General features: G+C 73.2%; 15 protein-coding genes and 3 pseudogenes. 12 read left to right on the top strand and 6 right to left on the bottom strand.

Going from position 1 to position 19052, the window contains the following annotated elements:
- Positions 1-148: 148 nt before the first annotated feature.
- Complete coding sequence (locus tag MCBG_RS08310; protein ID WP_043324973.1) at positions 149-2620, top strand: RelA/SpoT family protein; 2472 nt, start codon at positions 149-151, stop codon at positions 2618-2620.
- A gap of 71 nt (positions 2621-2691) precedes the next feature.
- Here MCBG_RS08310 and MCBG_RS08305 read toward each other — a convergent pair whose 3' ends face one another.
- Together MCBG_RS08305 and MCBG_RS08300 are read right to left on the bottom strand one after the other, a co-directional pair.
- Positions 2692-3534: a peptidylprolyl isomerase gene (locus MCBG_RS08305; RefSeq protein ID WP_043330340.1), complete on the bottom strand. Its 843-nt coding sequence runs from the start codon at positions 3532-3534 to the stop codon at positions 2692-2694.
- Between the two features lie 91 nt (positions 3535-3625).
- Entirely contained in the window at positions 3626-4495 is an 870-nt protein-coding gene (locus MCBG_RS08300) for a peptidylprolyl isomerase (protein ID WP_043324972.1), read from the bottom strand.
- Positions 4496-4732: 237 nt separating this feature from the next.
- On the opposite strand from MCBG_RS08300, the gene MCBG_RS08295 reads away from it, so the two are divergent.
- The 3 genes and pseudogenes from MCBG_RS08295 to MCBG_RS08285 all read left to right on the top strand — a co-directional run bounded on the left by MCBG_RS08295 (position 4733) and on the right by MCBG_RS08285 (position 7819).
- Complete coding sequence (locus tag MCBG_RS08295) at positions 4733-5452, top strand: MBL fold metallo-hydrolase (RefSeq protein ID WP_030502528.1); 720 nt, start codon at positions 4733-4735, stop codon at positions 5450-5452.
- A 40-nt stretch (positions 5453-5492) separates the two neighbouring features.
- A pseudogene (gene hisS / locus MCBG_RS08290) lies at positions 5493-6832 on the top strand (histidine--tRNA ligase).
- Positions 6833-6883: 51 nt separating this feature from the next.
- Positions 6884-7819: an acyl-ACP desaturase gene (locus MCBG_RS08285; RefSeq protein ID WP_043324971.1), complete on the top strand. Its 936-nt coding sequence runs from the start codon at positions 6884-6886 to the stop codon at positions 7817-7819.
- 128 nt (positions 7820-7947) lie between these two features.
- Here MCBG_RS08285 and MCBG_RS08280 read toward each other — a convergent pair whose 3' ends face one another.
- Positions 7948-8448, bottom strand: coding sequence for a PaaI family thioesterase (locus MCBG_RS08280; protein WP_043324970.1), 501 nt, complete (start codon positions 8446-8448; stop codon positions 7948-7950).
- A 55-nt stretch (positions 8449-8503) separates the two neighbouring features.
- On the opposite strand from MCBG_RS08280, the gene MCBG_RS08275 reads away from it, so the two are divergent.
- Positions 8504-8977, top strand: coding sequence for a winged helix-turn-helix transcriptional regulator (locus tag MCBG_RS08275; protein WP_043324969.1), 474 nt, complete (start codon positions 8504-8506; stop codon positions 8975-8977).
- 278 nt (positions 8978-9255) lie between these two features.
- Positions 9256-10302: a S1 family peptidase gene (locus MCBG_RS08270; RefSeq protein ID WP_043324968.1), complete on the top strand. Its 1047-nt coding sequence runs from the start codon at positions 9256-9258 to the stop codon at positions 10300-10302.
- Between the two features lie 58 nt (positions 10303-10360).
- Here the strand turns inward: MCBG_RS08270 and MCBG_RS08265 are convergent, their stop codons facing one another.
- Positions 10361-10828, bottom strand: a complete 468-nt coding sequence (locus MCBG_RS08265; protein ID WP_369799358.1) for a DUF998 domain-containing protein — start codon at positions 10826-10828, stop codon at positions 10361-10363.
- A gap of 112 nt (positions 10829-10940) precedes the next feature.
- A pseudogene (locus tag MCBG_RS35100) lies at positions 10941-11003 on the bottom strand (hypothetical protein); the annotation flags it as partial.
- Positions 11004-11209: 206 nt separating this feature from the next.
- On the opposite strand from MCBG_RS35100, the gene aspS reads away from it, so the two are divergent.
- From aspS to MCBG_RS08245, 4 genes and pseudogenes are all read left to right on the top strand, one after another.
- A complete protein-coding gene (gene aspS / locus MCBG_RS08260; RefSeq protein WP_043324967.1) occupies positions 11210-13015 on the top strand; it encodes an aspartate--tRNA ligase in 1806 nt (601 codons plus the stop codon).
- A 68-nt stretch (positions 13016-13083) separates the two neighbouring features.
- On the top strand, positions 13084-13893 hold the full coding sequence (locus MCBG_RS08255) for a sugar nucleotide-binding protein (protein WP_043324966.1): 810 nt from the start codon (positions 13084-13086) through the stop codon (positions 13891-13893).
- A 61-nt stretch (positions 13894-13954) separates the two neighbouring features.
- Complete coding sequence (locus tag MCBG_RS08250) at positions 13955-14566, top strand: ArsR/SmtB family transcription factor (RefSeq protein ID WP_043324965.1); 612 nt, start codon at positions 13955-13957, stop codon at positions 14564-14566.
- A pseudogene (locus MCBG_RS08245) lies at positions 14563-15975 on the top strand (MFS transporter). The gene MCBG_RS08250 and the pseudogene MCBG_RS08245 overlap by 4 nt, the downstream one beginning before the upstream one ends.
- Before the next feature lie 251 nt (positions 15976-16226).
- Here the strand turns inward: MCBG_RS08245 and MCBG_RS08240 are convergent.
- Positions 16227-16967 carry a GNAT family N-acetyltransferase gene (locus MCBG_RS08240; RefSeq protein WP_043324964.1) on the bottom strand — a complete coding sequence of 247 codons (741 nt, stop codon included), beginning with the start codon at positions 16965-16967 and terminating at the stop codon, positions 16227-16229.
- Between the two features lie 130 nt (positions 16968-17097).
- Here MCBG_RS08240 and MCBG_RS08235 point away from each other — a divergent pair, with 130 nt between their 5' ends.
- Entirely contained in the window at positions 17098-17310 is a 213-nt protein-coding gene (locus MCBG_RS08235) for a hypothetical protein (protein ID WP_018785054.1), read from the top strand.
- A 74-nt stretch (positions 17311-17384) separates the two neighbouring features.
- The gene (locus MCBG_RS08230) at positions 17385-18875 is read left to right on the top strand and encodes a replication-associated recombination protein A (protein WP_043324963.1); all 1491 of its coding nucleotides are present in this window, start codon (positions 17385-17387) and stop codon (positions 18873-18875) included.
- Positions 18876-19052: the final 177 nt, after the last annotated feature.

The raw sequence follows: 19052 nt of genomic DNA, 5'->3' as shown, positions 1-19052 counted from the left end.
CTTTGCCCGACCCGGCCGAGGTGTCCGGGGCGGCGAAGGCGCCGGGGCCCGGCCCCGGTGACCGCGCGGAACAACACCGGCCCCCGGGCCGGTTGAACCAGACGTCGGCCGAACGGCCGGCGCATCCCGGCGAGCGGTGAGGAGGCCGGTGTCCCACGATGTCGTCCCTCCGGTGGAGGGCACGGTGCACCCGACAGGCGACGCGGACGGCTCGGTGACCGAGCGCAGCGGCAACCCGCAGGCCCGGGCGACCGGCGCCACCGGCGGCGCGCCCGACGCGACGGCCGACGGCGGGGCGGTCGTGGTGCCGTTCCCGACCGAGGCTGCCGCCGACGCGGCGACCAGCGGCGGGTTCGCGCTCTCCAACGCGCCCACCGGCCGGCGGGTACGCGCCCGGCTGGCCCGGTTCAACGCGCCCTGGCAGACCTCGCAGGTCAGCGAGGTGCTGGAGCCGCTGATCGCGACGCACCGGGAGAACCACCCCAAGGCCGACGCGCGGCTGCTGCAGCGCGCCTTCGACACGGCCGCGCGGTGGCACTCGGGGCAGTACCGCAAGTCCGGCGACCCCTACATCACGCACCCGCTCGCGGTGGCGACCATCCTGGCGAACCTGGGCATGGACACCACCACGCTGGTCGCGGCGCTGCTGCACGACACCATCGAGGACACCGAATACACGCTCGACGCGATGCGCGCCGACTTCGGCGGCGAGGTCGCGCTGCTCGTCGACGGCGTCACCAAGCTCGACAAGGTCAAGCTCGGCGACGCGGCCAAGGCCGAGACCATCCGCAAGATGGTCGTCGCGATGGCGAAGGACCCCCGGGTCCTGGTGATCAAGCTGGCCGACCGGCTGCACAACATGCGGACCCTGACCTTCCTGCCGCGCCCCAAGCAGGAGCAGAAGGCCAAGGAGACGCTGGAGATCCTGGCGCCGCTGGCGCACCGCCTCGGTATGAACACGATCAAGTGGGAGCTGGAGGATCTCGCCTTCGGCACGCTGTTCCCGAAGCGGTTCGAGGAGATCAACCGGCTGATCGGCGAGCACCAGCCGCAGCGGGAGGCGCTGCTGCGCCAGGTGACCCAGAAGGTCTCCACCGACCTGAAGGCCGCCAAGATCAAGGCGGAGACGACCGGGCGGCCGAAGCACCTCTACTCGATCTACCAGAAGATGATCGTGCGGGGGCGCGACTTCAACGACATCTACGACCTGGTGGGTGTGCGGATCCTGGTCGACACGGTGCGCGACTGCTACGCGGCGCTGGGAGTCATCCACGCCAACTGGCAGCCGGTGCCGGGCCGGTTCAAGGACTACATCGCCATGCCCAAGTTCAACATGTACCAGTCGTTGCACACGACTGTCATCGGGCCCACCGGCAAGCCGGTGGAGATGCAGATCCGCACGTACGCGATGCACCGCACCGCCGAGTTCGGCATCGCCGCGCACTGGAAGTACAAGGAGCACAAGGGCACCCCGGTGGTGGGCCCGCCGGCGCACATCGACGAGATGACCTGGCTGCGGCAGCTGCTGGACTGGCAGCGCGAGGCGGCCGACCCGAGCGAGTTCCTGGACGCGCTGCGGTTCGACCTGTCCAGCCAGGAGGTGTACGTCTTCACGCCCAAGGGCGACGTCATCCCGCTGCCGACCGGGTCGACGCCCGTGGACTTCGCGTACGCGGTGCACACCGAGGTCGGGCACAAGTGCATCGGCGCGCGGGTCAACGGCAAGCTGGTGCCCCTCGAATCGACGCTCTCCAACGGCGACGTGATCGAGATCTTCACGTCGAAGTCCGACACGGCCGGCCCCACCCAGGACTGGCTCGGCTTCGTCAAGAGCCCGCGCGCGCGCACGAAGATCCGCCAGTACTTCAACAAGGAGCGGCGCGAGGAGGCGATCGAGGCCGGCAAGGACGCGATCGTCAAGGCGATGCGCAAGCAGGGCATGCCGCTGCAGCGGATGCTCACCTCGGACGCGCTGATGGCGATCGCCCGGGACCTGCACCTGGCCGACGTGGCCTCGCTGTACGCGGCGGTCGGCGACAGCCAGGTCTCCGCGCAGTCGGTCGTGCAGAAGCTGATGGCCTCCTACGGCGGCGAGGAGGGCGCGGCGGAGGACATCGCCGAGACCGCCGTCGCCACCCGGCCGCCGCGCAGCCGGCAGAGCAGCGCCGACCCCGGCGTGGTGGTCCGCGGCGTCAGCGACGTCTGGATCAAGCTGGCCCGCTGCTGCACACCGGTGCCGCCGGACTCGGTGTTCGGTTTCGTCACCCGCTCCGGCGGGGTCAGCGTGCACCGCGACGACTGCGCCAACGCCGAGGACCTGCGCGCCCAGCCCGAGCGGGTGGTCGAGGTCAGCTGGAAGCTCACCTCGGCGTCCACGTTCCTGGTCGCCATCCAGGTCGAGGCGCTGGACCGGCACAAGCTGCTCGCCGACGTGACCCGGGTGCTGTCCGAGGAGCGGGTCAACATCCTCTCCGCGACCGTCACCACCACCCGGGACCGGGTGGCGGTGAGCCGGTTCAGCTTCGAGATGGCCGACCCGAAGCACCTGGGCCACCTGCTGGCCGCGGTACGCAAGGTCGACGGCGTGTTCGACGCGTACCGGGTCACCTCCGGGGCCTGAGCCACCACGTACGCGAAAGCGCCCGCCGGCTGCGATCAGCCGGCGGGCGCTTCGTCGTCGTACCGGTGCGGTCAGCCGCCCTCGACCGGGCTCATCGTCACCTTGGTCATGGTGATCTCCTTCTTCGGGTGACCACCGCCGGCCTGCTTGGCGAACGCGCCGTCGTCACCGGCCGCGGCGACCTGCTTCACCACGTCCATGCCACCGGTGATGGTGCCCAGCACCGTGTAGTTCGGGTCGAGCGGCGAGTCGCCGTACACGATGAAGAACTGGCTGCCGGTGCTGCCCGGCTGCCCGGAGTTGGCCATCGCGATGACACCCTCCGGGTACGGCGGGCGCTTGTTGGTGGGGAGGTTCTCCTCGGCCAGGTTGTAGCTGGGCCCGCCGGTGCCGTCGGTGTCCCGCCAGCCCTTGCCGGTGGCGCTCGGGTCGCCGCACTGGAGCACCTTGATGCCCTCGGTCACCAGGCGGTGGCACTTGGTGTTGTCGAAGAAGCCCTTGCTGGCGAGATGCGTGAAGCTGCCCGCGGTGCAGGGCACGGCGGCACGGTCGATCTTGGCGGTGATCGGGCCCAGGTTGGTGTCGATGGTCATCGTCTGGGAGCCCTTGCCGGCCTGCTGGGTCGGCGGCAGCCCGACGTCCTTGATCTGCGGCGGCCGGCCCTCCTTGGGCACCTCCGTGTACGCGCACTGCACGGCGTCGGCAGTGGTCGTGCCGCCCGTCTGCTCGTCGTCGTCGCCGCCGAGCGAGGTGGCCAGCCACACCGTGCCGGCAACGACGAGCACCAGCACGGCCGCGGCGCCGACGATCGCCTGGGTCTGCCGGCGCTTGCGGGCCTTGCCGGCCCGCTCCGCCATCTCCCGCTCGAGCTTGGCCCGCGCCGCCGCGCGCTGGCGGTCTCTGGTGGACGTCACGGTCACTCCTCACCTGCTGCGTTTGGGGTCGGCGCGCGCGCCGCCGGTCACGTGTGGGTGAGCCGGCGGGCTGCCGCCGGCTCTGGGTCGGTCAGCCCGCGCTGGCGCTCGGCGAGGGCGCGGGACTGTCGGCCGGAGCCGCGCCCGGCTCGCCGACGGTGACGCTCTGCACCAGGATCTGCGTCTTGGGCTTGACCTTGGCGCCGTTGCCATTGTCCTCCGTCGGCATGGCACCGATCTTCTCCACCACGTCGAGCCCGCCGGTGACCTTGCCGACCACGGAGTAGGCCGGCTTCTCCGGGCTGGCGTCCTTGAAGAAGATCAGGAACTGGCTGCCGTTGCTACCCGGCGGGTTGCCGATCATGGCGACCGTGCCCTTCGGGTACGTCGCCGGCTGCCCCGGGGCCGGGGAGGCCGACGGGCTGGGCTCCGGCGCGGCCGGCAGGTTCTCGTCGAAGAACGAGTAGGTCGGTCCGCCGAGCCCGGTGCCGGTCGGGTCGCCGCAGCGCAGCGCGCCCTCGGCGGTGATCTCGTGGCACGTGGTGTTGTCGAAGAACGAGCGGCCGGCCAGGTAGCTCAGGCTCGCCGCGCCGCACGGCGCGTCGGTCTGGTCCAGCTCGACGGTGATCGGGCCACCCTGGTTGGTGGTGATCGTCATCGGCCGGGTGCCCGAGGTGGGCAGGCCCGTGGTGGGCGGCTCGCCGACGTCCTTGAGGTTGGTGTTGACGGCGCCGTCCTGCGCGGTCCAGAGGCAGACGTCCTCGGCGGCCTGCTTCTCCGGCTCCGAGTCGAACGCGCCGAGCGCCCAGGCGGAACCGGCCACGATCAGCACGAGCACCACCGCGGCGCCCACACCGGCCCGGATCTGCCGGCGGCGCTTCGCGGCCGCCGCCCGCCGGGCGAGCTGCCGGTCGAGCTTGGCCCGCGCCAGTTTGCGCTGCCGGTCCCTGCTGGAAGCCACGTGCGCTCCCCTTCCTCTGCCTGAATCGCCGCCGGCGCCGGGCGCCGGCCGCCGTTCCGGTCGGGGTGCGCCACGCCACACGCCCGCCAGAGTGTACGGGTAGCGACTGTGAATGTCGTGTACGAGGTCCCGTCATCTCAGCCCGGCCGGGGCGGACGGGCCCGGTGGCGGGCGGAACTCGCTCGCCGCTACGACTAGGCTGCAAGCAGACGACGACCGGACGGAAAGGGGAGCGACGTGCTCGTGGCCGGCTTTCCCGCGGACGCCTTCGGCACCAACTGCTACGTGGTGGCGACCGCTCCGGGGGAGCAGTGCGTGGTGGTCGACCCCGGCATCGGGGTGCTCGACCGGCTCGACGCCGTGCTCGCCGAGCATCGCCTGCACCCGGCCGCCGTGCTGCTCACTCACGGCCACCTGGACCACACGTTCTCCGTCGCCCCGGTCTGCGGCGCGCGGGGCATCCCCGCCTACGTCCACCCGGACGACCGGGAGCTGCTGGCCGACCCGAGCAAGGCGCTGTCGATGGACCTGACCCAGCTGTTCGGCGGCCGGCTGCCGTACGCCGAGCCGGACGACGTGGCCGAGCTGACCGACGGCGCGACGCTGTCGCTGGCCGGGTTGGAGATCACCGTCGACCACGCCCCCGGCCATACCGGCGGGTCGGTGCTGTTCCGGTTGCCCGGCGCCGGCTCGCCCTGGGAGGCGGAGCAGATCTGCCTCTCCGGTGACGTGCTGTTCGCCGGCTCGATCGGCCGTACCGACCTGCCGGGCGGCAGCATGCCCCGGATGCTGTCCAGCCTGCGGGACAAGGTGCTCCCGCTGGCCGACGACACAGTCGTCCTGCCCGGCCACGGCCCCGCGACCACTATCGGCCGCGAGCGCGCGACCAACCCGTACCTCGTCGAGGTGGCGGGCACCGGCGGCGCGCGCCCGGCCGCGCCCACCCGAGGCCTCTAGACCCTCACCCGCGCCCGCGCGGGTTCTCAAGGAGTTCGTGATGAGCAAGCCCACGCCCATTTCCGGCTTCCCCGAGTGGACGCCGGCGCAGCGGATGATCGAGCAGTTCGTGCTCGACCGGATCCGCGCCACGTTCGAGCTGTACGGCTTCGCGCCGCTGGAGACCCGCTCGGTGGAGCCGCTGGACCAGCTCCTGCGCAAGGGGGAGACCTCGAAGGAGGTGTACCTGCTGCGCCGGTTGCAGGCCGACGCCGACGGGCCGGCCGGTGACGACGCGCTCGGCCTGCACTTCGACCTGACCGTGCCGTTCGCCCGCTACGTGCTGGAGAACGCCGGCAAGCTGCAGTTCCCGTTCCGCCGCTACCAGATCCAGAAGGTGTGGCGGGGTGAGCGCCCGCAGGAGGGCCGCTACCGGGAGTTCCTCCAGGCCGACATCGACATCGTCGACCGGGACACGCTGCCGGCGCACTACGAGGCGGAGATGCCGCTGGTCATCGGTGACGCGCTGCGGTCGCTGCCGATCCCGCCGGTGCGTATCCAGGTCAACAACCGCAAGATCTGCGAGGGCTTCTACCGGGGCATCGGGCTGACCGACACGGAGGCGGCGCTGCGTGCCGTCGACAAGCTCGACAAGATCGGCCCGGCCGGGGTGACGGAGCTGCTGGCGAGCACCGCCGGGGCGAGTGAGGCGCAGGCCAAGGCCGTGCTGTCGCTGGCCGAGATCTCCGCGCCGGACGCCTCCTTCGCCGACGCGGTGCGCGGCCTCGGGGTGAGCGATCCGCTGCTGGACGAGGGCGTCGCGGAGCTGGCCGCCGTGGTGGAGACCGCCGCCGCGCACGCGCCCGGCCTCTGCGTGGCCGACCTGCGCATCGCGCGGGGCCTGGACTACTACACGGGTACGGTCTACGAGACGCAGATGATCGGCTACGAGCGGTTCGGGTCGATCTGCTCCGGCGGCCGGTACGACAACCTGGCCAGTTCCGGCAACGTCCGGTTCCCCGGGGTGGGCATCTCGATCGGGGTGACCCGGCTGCTCGGCCTGCTCTTCGGCGCCGAGGCGCTGTCGGTGTCCCGTTCGGTGCCGACCTGTGTGCTGGTGGCGGTCACCGCCGAGGAGGACCGGGCGGCCAGTGACGCGGTCGCGGCGGCGCTGCGGTCGCGCGGTTGCCGACCGAGGTGTCCCCGTCGGCGGCCAAGTTCGGCAAGCAGATCCGGTACGCCGAGCGGCGCGGCATCCCGTACGTCTGGTTCCCCGGCGCGGACGGCGACGAGGTCAAGGACATCCGTTCCGGTGAGCAGGTGGCCGCTTCGGCGGGCGAGTGGACGCCGCCCCGGGCGGACCTGAAGCCGCTGGTCGGCCCGGCCGGCACTGGCGTCTGAAGGCGTTTGGACCTACGGTGGCGTAAGTTACGCCACCGTAGGGAGAACGTCGTGACCGTGCTCAGCCAGACCGCTCTGCTCACCGAACTCGAGCCGGTGGTCGAGAAGAACCTCGACCGCCACCTGTCGCTGGCCAAGGAGTGGTTCCCGCACGAGTACGTGCCGTGGAGCGAGGGCCGCACCTTCGACGGCCCGCTGGGCGGCGAGGCCTGGTCACCGGAGGACTCGACGCTGCCCGACGTGGCCCGGACGGCGCTGATCGTCAACCTGCTCACCGAGGACAACCTGCCCTCGTACCACCACGAGATCGCCACCCTGTTCGGGCGCGACGGCGCGTGGGGCACCTGGGTGCACCGGTGGACCGCCGAGGAGGGGCGGCACGGCACGGCGATCCGCGACTACCTGACGGTGACCCGGGCGGTGGACCCGGTGGCGCTGGAGCGGGCCCGCATGGTGCACATGTCGGCGGGCTACCAGAACGTCCACGACCAGGAGATGCTGCACTCGCTGGCGTACGTGTCGTTCCAGGAGCTGGCGACCCGCATCTCGCACCGCAACACGGGCCGGGCCACCGGCGACCCGACGTGCGAGGCGCTGCTGGCCCGGGTGGCGGCGGACGAGAACCTGCACATGGTCTTCTACCGCAACCTGCTCGGCGCGGCGTTCGAGCTGGCCCCGTCGCAGGCCATGCGGGCGGTCGCCGACGTGCTGGCCAACTTCCAGATGCCGGGCGTGGGCATCGACGGCTTCGCCCGCAAGTCGGTGGCGATCGCATTGGCCGGCATCTACGACCTGCGCCAGCACCGTGACGAGGTGGTGATGCCGGTGCTGCGTCAGTGGAACCTGTTCGACGTGACCGGTCTGAACGCCGACGGCGAGGCCGCCCGCGACCAGATCGCCGCCCACCTGGACATGCTGGAGACCCAGGCGTCCCGTTTCGAGGAGAAGCGCGCAGCCCGAGCAGCCCGCCTGGCCGCAACCCGCTGACCCCGCCCCCCCTCTCTCCCGCACGATCTTGCACTCACGGCCCCCGCGAATGCCGCGAAACCGGCGCCTGCGGGGGCCGCACTCGCAAGATCGCCGGGCGCGGCGGGGTCGCGCGCGGGGTGCGGTGGTCAGGAGAGGGGGAAGATCAGGCAGGTTGAGGTGGCGTGGGCCACCAGGCGGTCGGCGGGGTCCGTGAGGCGGGCCTCGGCCAGGGCGGTGCGGCGGCCCCGCTGGAGCACAGTGCCCTCGCAGCGCAGTGTGCCGGTGTCGACTGTTACCGGGCGTAGGAACTTCACGTTGAGGTCGAGCGACGTGTAGCCGACCCCGGGCGGCAGCGTGGTGTGCACGGCGCAGGCCGCGGCGGTGTCCAGCAGCGTGGAGAGGACGCCGCCGTGCACCGTGCCGAGCGGGTTGTAGTGGAACTCCTGCGGCAGCAGCTCGACCGCGACGCGCCCCTCTTCGGCCTCCATCCGGGACATGTCGACGAGGTGCATGATCGGCGGGGCGGCCAGCTCGCCGGCGATCATCGCCCGCATCAGTTCCAGGCCGCTGCGCCGGCCCAGGTGGGCGGCCCCGGCGGCCGGGTCGGACCAGGTGAACGTGCGCGAGCGTTCCTGCGTCTGCGTCATGGACTCAGCCTGGCAGCGCGTTGCTGAGTCTGTCAATCAGACCTAGCCTGGTCGGATGAGACCCGCGGCACTGGACTGGTCGGTGGAGAACTGCACCATCGCGCGCGCCATGGAGGTCCTCGGCGAGCGGTGGACCCTGGTCGTGCTGCGCGAGGTCTTCAACGGCGTACGCCGCTTCGACGACATGCGGGTGCGCACCGGCATCCCGCGCCAGGTGCTGACCAACCGGCTCGCCATGCTCGTCGAGCGCGGGGTGCTGCGTCGCGAGCCGTACCGGGAGCCGGGCAGCCGGCCGCGTCACGAGTACCGGCTCACCGAGATGGGGCTGGACCTGTGGCCGGTGCTCGTCGCCGTGCTCGGCTGGGGTGACCGCTACCTGGCCGACCCGGAGGGCTCCCCGCTGAGCGTGGCGCATCGTGACTGTGGCGCCGAGGTCCGGGTCGAGCTGCGCTGCGCCGAGGGGCACGAGATCACCGAGGCGCGCGACGTGCTGCCCCGTCCCGGCCCCGGCGCCCACCGCCGCGCCTGACCGCCCCGCGCGCCTGACCGCCCGCGCGCCTGACCGTTCGCCGCGCCTGCCCCCAGCACGTCGACGTGGGTCGATCCCCGGCTCTGACACCTTGAGTCGATGTTGTTGCTGGGGCGTTACATCGGGCGCTGGTGCGAATCCGGGCAAAGCCATGTCTTGTTTACGATCTTAAATGTGTGAATACTTTGGGCACCCGGGCGGTTTCCCCAGGTCGCCCGGGTTGTCCTCGGGCGCGCCCCCATGACAGCGCCCGTTCACCCCCATTCGGAGGTTGTTACATGCGACCCACGAGGTCCACGCTCCGCCGCGCCGCCGCAGTAGCCGTCGCCGGCACCCTGGTCACCGGCTCGCTGCTCGGCGCACCCGCGCAGGCCGCCCCCACGGCCCTCTCGCCGGACGCCGCCGCCACCCTCGTCGAGAAGCTCGGCGCCCGCGCGGCCGGCACGTACGCCGACGCCAGCGGCAAGATGATCGTCACGGTGACCGACACCGCCACCGCTCGCCAGGTGCGCGACGCCGGCGCCATCCCGAAGATCGTGGCGCGCGGCGCGGACAAGCTGAACGCCGCCACCGGCGAGCTGGAGCGCTCCGCCAAGATCCCCGGCACCGCCTGGTGGACCGACCCGGCCACGAACCAGGTCGTCGTCTCCGTCGACAGCACCGTCACCGGCGCCAAGCTGGAGCGGGTCAAGGCGGCCGCCGCCCGGCACAACGGCGCGATCCGCATCGAGGCCGAGGCGGGCGTGCTGAGCACCCGGATCTCCGGCGGCCAGGCCATCTACGCCGGCGGCGGACGCTGCTCGCTCGGCTTCAACGTGCGCAGCGGCTCGACGTACTACTTCCTCACCGCCGGGCACTGCACCAACATCGGCTCGACCTGGTACTCCAACTCCAGCCGTACCACCGTGCTCGGCACCCGGACCGGCACCAGCTTCCCGGGCAACGACTACGGCATCGTCCGGCACAGCAACTCGGCCAACGCGGCCGGTAACGTCTCGCTCTACAACGGCAGCACCCAGGACATCACCTCGGCCGGCAACGCCTACGTCGGCCAGTCCGTCCGCCGTTCCGGCAGCACCACCGGCGTGAAGAGCGGCAGCGTGACCGCGCTCAACGCGACCGTGAACTACGCCGAGGGCAGCGTCTCCGGTCTCATCCGCACCACCGTCTGCGCCGAGCCGGGCGACAGCGGCGGCTCGCTGTTCGCCGGCACCACCGCCCTGGGCCTCACCTCCGGCGGCAGCGGCAACTGCTCCTCCGGCGGTACCACCTACTTCCAGCCGGTCACCGAGCCGCTCAGCGTCTACGGCGTGAGCGTCTTCTGATCCACGCATCGCATCCAACGGGCCGCCGGGCGACCGGCGGCCCGTTCCGCGTACCCGCTCAGGCGCCCGCTCCAAGACGGCCCGGGCCGATCGGCGGCCCGTCCGGGCGGGGCGGGTCCGACGGCCGGGCCGTCCAGTGCCGGTGGGCCCGCCGCGCCGACAGCACCGCCGCCAGCGGCCAGAGCGTCACCGCGAGCGCTGCCACCCGCTCGGCCAGCCCGGTCCGGGAGCCGCCGGTCACCTCCGCCACCGACCAGCCGAACAACGCCAGCAGCGCCGCCGTCACGGCCAGCGCCACCGGCCGGCGGAACGCCCACGGCGGCGTGCCGGCCGGGGAGGCGGCCACCTCGCGCGGGACTCTGCGGGGCAGCCGCAGCGCCGTCCCGGCCGGCCACAGCGACAACGCGAGCACCGCCACCGTCGCGACCACGCCGTGCGCCGGGGAGCCACCAACCTGCGGGCGGGGGAACGCGACCAGCGCGACGGTGGCCACCCCGCCGACCGCGAGCAGGAAGCGGCTGGGCAGCCCGGCGGCGAGCAGCGCGGCGGCGGTGGCGGCGTAAAAAGCAAAAGAGCAGCACCAGCGCGCCGCCCATCAGCCACGGATCGGTCGCGCCCTCGCCGGCCAGCTCACTGATCGTGTCCCGCACCGGGTCGTACCCCGGCCCCTGGCGGGCGCCCGCGACCGTCCAGCCCGCCACCAGCAGCGCGGGCGCGGCGGCCGCGGTGACCACGGCCCAGCTCGGTACGGCACGCACCCGGCCACGGTAGACCGCCGGACCCGGCCCGCACGGCGCTTTCGCCACCGCCGGGGCGGACCGGCTCGACGGGTGCCCGGGAGCGGGCCCGCCCGCCCTGACAGAATGCGGGGGAGCAGTGAGTGGACCAGATTGAGGAGACGCCAGCCGTGATCCGTACCCACAATGCCGGAAGCCTGCGCGCCGCGGACGCCGGCTCGACGGTGACGCTCGCCGGGTGGGTGGCCCGCCGGCGCGACCACGGCGGTGTCATCTTCGTCGACCTGCGCGACGCCTCCGGTGTCGTGCAGGTGGTCTTCCGCGAGGAGGACGCGCACGCGCTGCGCAACGAGTTCTGCGTCAAGGTCACCGGCGAGGTGACCCGCCGCCCCGAGGGCAACGAGAATCCGGACCTGCCCACCGGCGAGGTCGAGGTGACCGCGTCCGCGCTGGAGGTGCTCTCCGAGGCCGCGCCGCTGCCGCTGCCGGTGGACGACCAGATCGAGGCCGGCGACGACATCCGGCTCAAGTACCGCTACCTGGACCTGCGCCGGGGCGGCCCGGCGAAGGCCATGCGGCTGCGCTCGCGGGCCAACCAGATCGCCCGTGGTGTGCTGCACGAGCGGGACTTCCTGGAGATCGAGACGCCGACGCTCACCCGCTCCACCCCGGAGGGCGCGCGCGACTTCCTGGTGCCGGTGCGGCTGCAGCCGGGCAGCTGGTACGCGCTGCCGCAGTCGCCGCAGCTGTTCAAGCAGCTGCTCATGGTCGGCGGCATGGAGCGGTACTACCAGATCGCCCGCTGCTACCGCGACGAGGACTTCCGTGCCGACCGGCAGCCGGAGTTCACCCAGCTCGACATCGAGATGTCGTTCGTCACCGAGGACGACGTGATCGACCTCGGCGAGGCGATCGTCTCGGCGCTGTGGAAGGACCTCGCCGGCTACGAGATCGCCCGGCCGATCCCGCGCATCACCTGGCACGACGCCATGTCCCGGTACGGCTCTGACAAGCCGGACCTGCGCTACGGCGTGGAGCTGACCGAGCTGACCGACTACCTGCGCGGCACCGAGTTCCGGGTGTTCGCCGGCGCGATCGACGCGGGCGGCTACGTCGGCGCGGTGGTCATGCCCGGCGGCGCGGCGCAGACCCGCAAGGAGCTGGACGGCTGGCAGGACTGGGCCAAGGCGCGCGGCGCGCGCGGCCTGGCGTACGTGGTGCTGGACGCCGAGACCGGCGAGCCGCGCGGCCCGGTGGCGAAGAACCTGTCCGAGGCGCACCTGTCCGGTCTGGCCGACGCGGTCGGCGCGAAGCCCGGCGACGCGATCTTCTTCGCCGCGAGCACGAACACCCGCGAGGCGCAGGAGCTGCTCGGCGCGGCCCGGATCGAGATCGCCAAGCGGTCGAACCTGATCGACGAGAGCGCCTGGGCGTTCTGCTGGGTCGTCGACGCGCCGATGTTCGAACGCACCGACGAGGGCGGCTGGACCGCCGTGCACCACCCGTTCACCTCGCCGAACGCCGAGTGGGTGGACCGGTTCGAGGACGCGCCGGACCGGGCGCTGGCGTACGCGTACGACATCGTCTGCAACGGCAACGAGATCGGCGGCGGCTCGATCCGTATCCATCGCGGCGACGTACAGCAGCGGGTGTTCGACCTGCTCGGCATCACCGCCGACGAGGCGCAGGACAAGTTCGGCTTCCTGCTGGAGGCATTCAAGTACGGCGCCCCGCCGCACGGCGGCATCGCGTTCGGCTGGGACCGGGTCTGCATGCTGCTGGCCGGCGCCGACTCGATCCGCGAGGTCATCGCGTTCCCGAAGACCCGCGGCGGCTTCGACCCGCTGACCGGCGCGCCCACCCCGATCACCGGGCAGCAGCGCGCCGAGGCCGGCATCGACGCCAAGCCGAAGGCCCCGGCCGGTCCGCACGCCGGCACCGCCGGCCCGGCCGCCCCGGTGGCCGACCCCGTCTGATCCTCGCTTTCCGGAACTGGCCCGCGTCATGATGACGCGGGCCTTTTTCGATCTTCGGGGGAGACGACATGAACCTGCTCGTGGTGGGAGCCAGCGGCTTCCTCGGCGCCGAGGTGTGCCGGCAGGCGGTCGCCGCCGGGCACCGGGTCGCCGGCACGTACCACCGCGCCGCCGTCGCGGTGCCCGGCGTCGCGCCGCACCGGCTCGACGTGACCGACCGCGCCGCCGTGCGGGAGCTGCTGACCCGGGTACGCCCCGACGCGGTCGTCGCCACCCCCTACCGGTACGACGACTGGGCGGTCACGGCGGACGGGGCGGCCCACATCGCGGTAGCCGCCGCCGAGGTGGACGCCCGGCTGGTGCACCTGTCCAGCGACGCGCTGCACGCCGGGCGGCCTGCGCCGTACGCGGACGAGGACGTGCCCACGCCGCTGCACGCGTACGGGGCGGCGAAGGCGGCGGCGGAGACGGCGGTGCGGGCGGTCGATCCGGGCGCGGCGCTGGTGCGTACGTCGCTGATCGTGGGGGAGGGCAGCAAGCAGATCCAGCTCTGCCGGGAGGCCCTCGCGGGGCGGGCCACGCTGTTCACCGACGAGCTGCGCTGCCCGGTGCACGTCGCCGACCTCGCCGCCGCGGTGCTGGAGCTGGTGCCGGACGAGTACGCCGGGCTGCTGAACGTGGCCGGGCCGGACGCGGTGAGCCGCGCCGAGCTGGGGCTGCTGGTGGCCCGGCACGACGGGGTGGATACGGGCGGGCTGCGGACGACCACGATCGCCGCCGCCGGGCTGCGCCGGCCGGGCGAGGTGGTGCTGGACTCCACCCGCGCCGCGGGCCTGCTGCGGACCCGGCTGCGCGGAATCACCGAGCTGTACGGATAGTTGCACAGATTCTTTGCAAGTATCTTGTGCATGGAAAGTGTGCACAGATATTGTGCATCTCATGGAGGAGAAGAAGCGCACCGTACGCATCGACCACCGTCAGGTCCGCGCGCTGGCCCAGCCGCTGCGCATGCGGCTGATCGGGGCGCTGCGCGTGGTGGGCCCGGCCACCGCCACCACCCTCGCCGAGACGCTCGGCACCAACAGCGGCGCGACCAGTTACCACCTGCGCCAACTCGCCGAGGTCGGCCTCGTGGTCGAGGACCCGAGCCTCGGCACCGGCCGGCAGCGCTACTGGCGGGCCGCGCACGACGTCACCAGCTGGGAATCCAGCGACTTCGACGACGACCCCGACTCGCGGGCGGCCATCGAGTGGGTCGAGGCGGACTACGTCCGCTTCTTCGCCGGGCACGCCGAACGCTGGTTCGCCCAGCGGCACCGGTGGTCGCCGGCCTGGCGTGACGCGTTCGGCATGGGCGACTTCTTCATGCGCATCCCGGTGGACCGCCTCAAGGCGATCCAGGAGGAGGTCTTCGCGGTCTTCGAGCGGCACCGCGACGAGACCGACCCGGACGACCCCGACGCCGAGACGGTGCAGCTCTACCTCGCCGCCCTCCCGATGGACGCGGCGTTCCCCCGGTCCACCCCGCCACCCGCCGAGGAGAAGCCGTGACCGCGCTGTCCGTACGCCAGATCCGGATCCGCTACCTCACGCTGTACGGCCTGCGCTGGCTGCCCAGCGGCCTGCTCATGCCGGTGATGATCCTGCTGATGCAGGAGCGCGGCCTCACGCTGTCCCAGATCGGCCTGGTCGCCACCGCCCAGGGCCTCGTCGTGCTGGCGCTGGAACTGCCCACCGGCGGCTTCGCCGACGCGCTCGGCCGCAAACCCGTGCTGGTCGCCGCCTGGGCCATCGGCCTCGGCTCGCTGGCGCTGATGGCGGTGGCCGACTCGTTCTGGATGTTCTTCCTGGTCTGGGCGCTGCAGGGCGTCTACCGGGCGCTCGACAGCGGCCCGATGGAATCCTGGTACGTCGACGCCACGCTCGCCGCCGACCCGAAAGCCGAGTACGAACGCGGCCTCGGCTGGGCCGGCACCGTGATCGGTGTCGCCATCGGCGCCGGCGCCCTGCTCAGCGGCGGCCTCGTCGCGCTCGGCCCGGTCGGCCCGGTCAGCGCCCTCGCGCTGCCGGTGATCGTCGCCGCCGTGCTCCAGGCCGTGTCCATCGTGGCGCTGCTCGCGCTGATGGCCGAGCGGCGGCCCGCGTCCGGCCCGGCCGCGCTGCGCGCCTCCGTGGTCGACGCGCCCCGGATGGTCGGGCAGGCCGTCGGGCTGCTGCGCCGAAACCGGGTGCTGGCGGCCCTGGTCGCCGTCGAGCTGTTCTGGGGCTTCGGCATGGTCACCTTCGAGTCGCTGCTGCCGGTACGCCTCGCCGAGGTGCTCGACGACCCGGCCCGCGCCGCGGCGCTGCTCGGCCCCGCCGGTACGGCGGCCTGGCTCGCGAACGCCGCCGGCGCCGCGCTCACCCCGTTCCTGCTGCGCCGCCTCGGCGCCGCCCCGGCCGCCGCGCTGATGCGGATCCTCCAGGGCGTCACAGTGGTCGGCATGGGCCTGCTGGCCGGGCCGGTCGGCATCCTCATCGCGTACCTGGCCTGCTACACCGTGCACGGCGCGTCGAACCCGCTGCACATGGGACTGCTGCACCGGCAGGTCGACGGGGCCGTACCGCACCAGCGTGCTGTCGCTCAACTCGATGGCCGGCCAGCCGCCGGCGCGCTCGGCGCGGTCACGCTCACCGCGCTGGCCGACGCCACGAACGTCAGCACCGCCATGATCGTCGGCGGGGTGGTGCTCGCCGTGGCCGCGCCGCTCTACCTGCCGGCCTGGCGCGCCGCCCGCCGTACCCCCTCGGCGGTCGACGTGACGCCGGAGGTGACGGGCGGCGGCCCCGGCCACGCCGGCCTGGCGTCCGAGCCGCCCCTCGACGCGGCGGACCGTGGCGCCGCCGTCGGCGCGGACGCGGCTGCCGTCACTGGCGGGCCCGGGCCGGTGGTCGTGCCGGCGTCACCCGGCCGCGACTGAGTCCTGCGGGCGTCGCCCGGCAGTGGTTGGGCCGTCCCGGCGTCCCGGCGTCCCGACGGCGGGCGTCGCCCGGCGGCGGCCGAGTGGTGCCGGCGTTGTCGGCAGCAACGTTCCCGGCATCGCCGTGCGGGTCACCGCCCCGCGGGTGGAACGTCATGGGTGTCTCGGCTCCCGTTTGACACCCATGACGTTCCACTCACCGGTTCGACGCGCCCGCTTCCGATCGCAGCCCTGGCCGGGTGCCGGCAGCGTCAGGCCAGCTTGATCGAGGTGCGGCGTTCGGTGGCGGTGAAGCCGAGCCGCCGGTAGAGCCGGATCGCGCCCAGGTTGTCCGGGTAGACGCCCAGCGCCACCGTGTCGTACCGGGCGAACAGCGCGCCCGTCATGCCGGCGGTCAGCGCCGCGCCCAGCCCCCGGCCGCGAAGCCCGGGTGCGACGGTCAACCCGGCCAGGAAGCCGATGTCGGCGCGGCTGCGATCCGCGCCGCAGGCGAGCAGGCGGTCCCCGTCGCGGATCCCGTACCAGTCGACGATGCCCGCCTCGCCCGGCCGGGAGGTGGTGCTCGGAAACGCCTCCTCGATCAGCGCGGTCAGGGCGGGGTGGTCGGCAGCGGTGAGCCGCTCCACCCGCTCCTGCTCCGGCTGGTGCGGCGGCGGCGCGGTGGTCCAGAGGAAGTCCCACTCGATCAGCCGGGCCACCGGCAGCCGCGCGGCCACCTCGTCCGGGTCGGCGTGGGGCAGGTTGATCGACTGACCGGCTCGCAGCGTCCCGTCCACCCGGTGGGCGGCGAAGACGTCGAGCGCCGGGCCGGGGGCGCCGACCGCCCCGCCGGCCGACCACTCGCCCGGCGGGAGCAGCCACCCGACCGCGCCGCCGTGCCGCCATCCGCGTACGGCCTGGTCGTGCCGCAGCGCGTGCCGGGCGTACGGGTGGTCGCCGGCCGCGGCGAGCAGCGCCTCGCGCCCGGTCAGCGCCTCGTCGACAGTGATCATTGCGCCAGCCTACGAGCACCCGCGGCCCGTATCGGGCCGCCCATCTCCTGTTCCAGGGTGGAGATTGACGAACAGACCGATTGGGTACATCCGTCGCCGACCTGCTGGGAACCCCCACCGGAGGAACGACATGCTCGCCATTCTCGCGGCCATCGTGTTCGGTTTCGCGCTGCTGCTCGACTTCATGAACACCGACCTCGGCGCGCCCGATCTGTTCAGCACCTCGACGCTCATGCTCATCGGCTTCCTGCTGCTCTCGCTCTACCTGGCCGGCGTCGGCTCCGGCCCGCGCGGCGGCGGTGGCGGCCGCTGGTACCGGGGCCGGCGGCCGGGTCGCGGCTGACCGGAAACGACCACCCGGGTCGGGTCGGCGGCGCGATTCCGGCGCCGTCGGCCCGGCCCGGTACTGTTCTCGTGATGGAATCGGACGCCCTCTTCACCCTCGGCGAGCCCGCCGGAGCACCCGCGGGCGCGAGCGGCGCCGACGGCTTCACCGACGCCCGGGCGGACTCGCCCCTGCCGGTGCGGATGCGGCCGGCCGGCATCGACGAGCTGGTCGGGCAGGAGCACCTGCTCGCACCGGGCGCGCCGCTGCGTCAGCTGGTCGAGGGCGCGGCGCCGATGTCGGTCATCCTCTGGGGGCCGCCGGGCAGCGGCAAGACCACGATCGCGCATCTCGTGGCCCGGGCCACCGACCGGCGGTTCGTGGCGATGTCCGCGCTGACCGCAGGTGTGAAGGACGTCCGCGCGGTGATCGAGACCGCGCGGCGGCAGCGGCGTTCCGGCGGCCCGCCGACGGTGCTGTTCATCGACGAGGTGCACCGGTTCAGCAAGACCCAGCAGGACTCGCTTCTCGCCGCCGTCGAGGACCGTACTGTCACGCTGCTGGCGGCGACCACGGAGAACCCGTACTTCTCGGTCATCTCGCCCTTGTTGTCGCGGTGCGTGCTGCTCACCCTTCAGGCCCTCGACGACGACGACGTACGCGGGCTGCTGCGCCGCGCGGTCGCCGACGAGCGCGGCCTCGGCGGCGCGCTGGTGCTGGCCGAGGAGGCGGAGGACCACCTGGTCCGGCTCGCCGGGGGCGACGTACGCAAGGCGCTCACCGCGCTGGAGGCGGCCGCGGCCACCGCGACCGCGCTCGGCGCCGGCCGGATCGACCTGGCCGTGGCGGAGCAGGCGGTCGACGTGGCGGCGGTGCGCTACGACCGCGACGGCGACGCGCACTACGACGTGACCAGCGCGTTCATCAAGAGCATGCGCGGCTCCGACGTGGACGCGGCGCTGCACTGGCTGGCCCGGATGCTGGTGGCCGGCGAGGACGCCCGGTTCATCGCCCGCCGGCTGGTGATCTTCGCCAGCGAGGACGTCGGCATGGCCGATCCCACCGCGCTGACGGTGGCCACCGCCGCCGCCCACGCGGTCGAGTACGTGGGCCTGCCGGAGGCGCAGCTCAACCTGGCCCAGGCGGTCATCCACCTGGCCACCGCGCCGAAGTCGAACTCGGCCACCGCCGCGATCGGCGCCGCTGTCGCCGACGTACGCGCCGGTCGTGGCGGCCCGGTGCCGCGCGGGCTGCGCGACGCCCACTACTCCGGCGCGCGCGGACTCGGGCACGGGGCCGGCTACCGCTACCCGCACGACGACCACCGGGGGGTGGTCACCCAGCAGTACGCTCCGGACGACCTCGTCGGGACCGACTACTACCAGCCCAGTGGGCACGGCGCGGAGCGGGCGGTGGCCACCCGGCTGCCGCTGCTGCGCCGGATCGTCCGTGGGCTGCCGGCACCGGCGACCCGGGCGGAGGCCGGCGCCCCGGCCGCCGTGAACGGGGCCCGGGTGGGCGGCGGCGAGCAGGCCAGCGGGGCGAGTGAGGGCGGCAGCGACGCCGCCGAGGGGGGTCAGTAGTGATGGCGCGTGGTCCGGAGCGGCCGGCGGACGGCCCCGACGAGCGGCGCGATCCGCGGGCCAAGGGCCGCCGGTGGGGACGCGGCCGGGCCGAGCCCGAGCTCGACCCGACCGTCGTCGGCGAGGAACTCGGCTGGATCGACGATCTGCGTACCGCCAAGCAGCAGGGCGGCGAAC

It is taken from the genome of Micromonospora sp. M42 (assembly GCF_000568915.1).
GTDB classification, from domain to species: domain Bacteria; phylum Actinomycetota; class Actinomycetes; order Mycobacteriales; family Micromonosporaceae; genus Micromonospora; species Micromonospora chalcea.
This window is presented reverse-complemented; position numbering and strand designations above follow the sequence as displayed.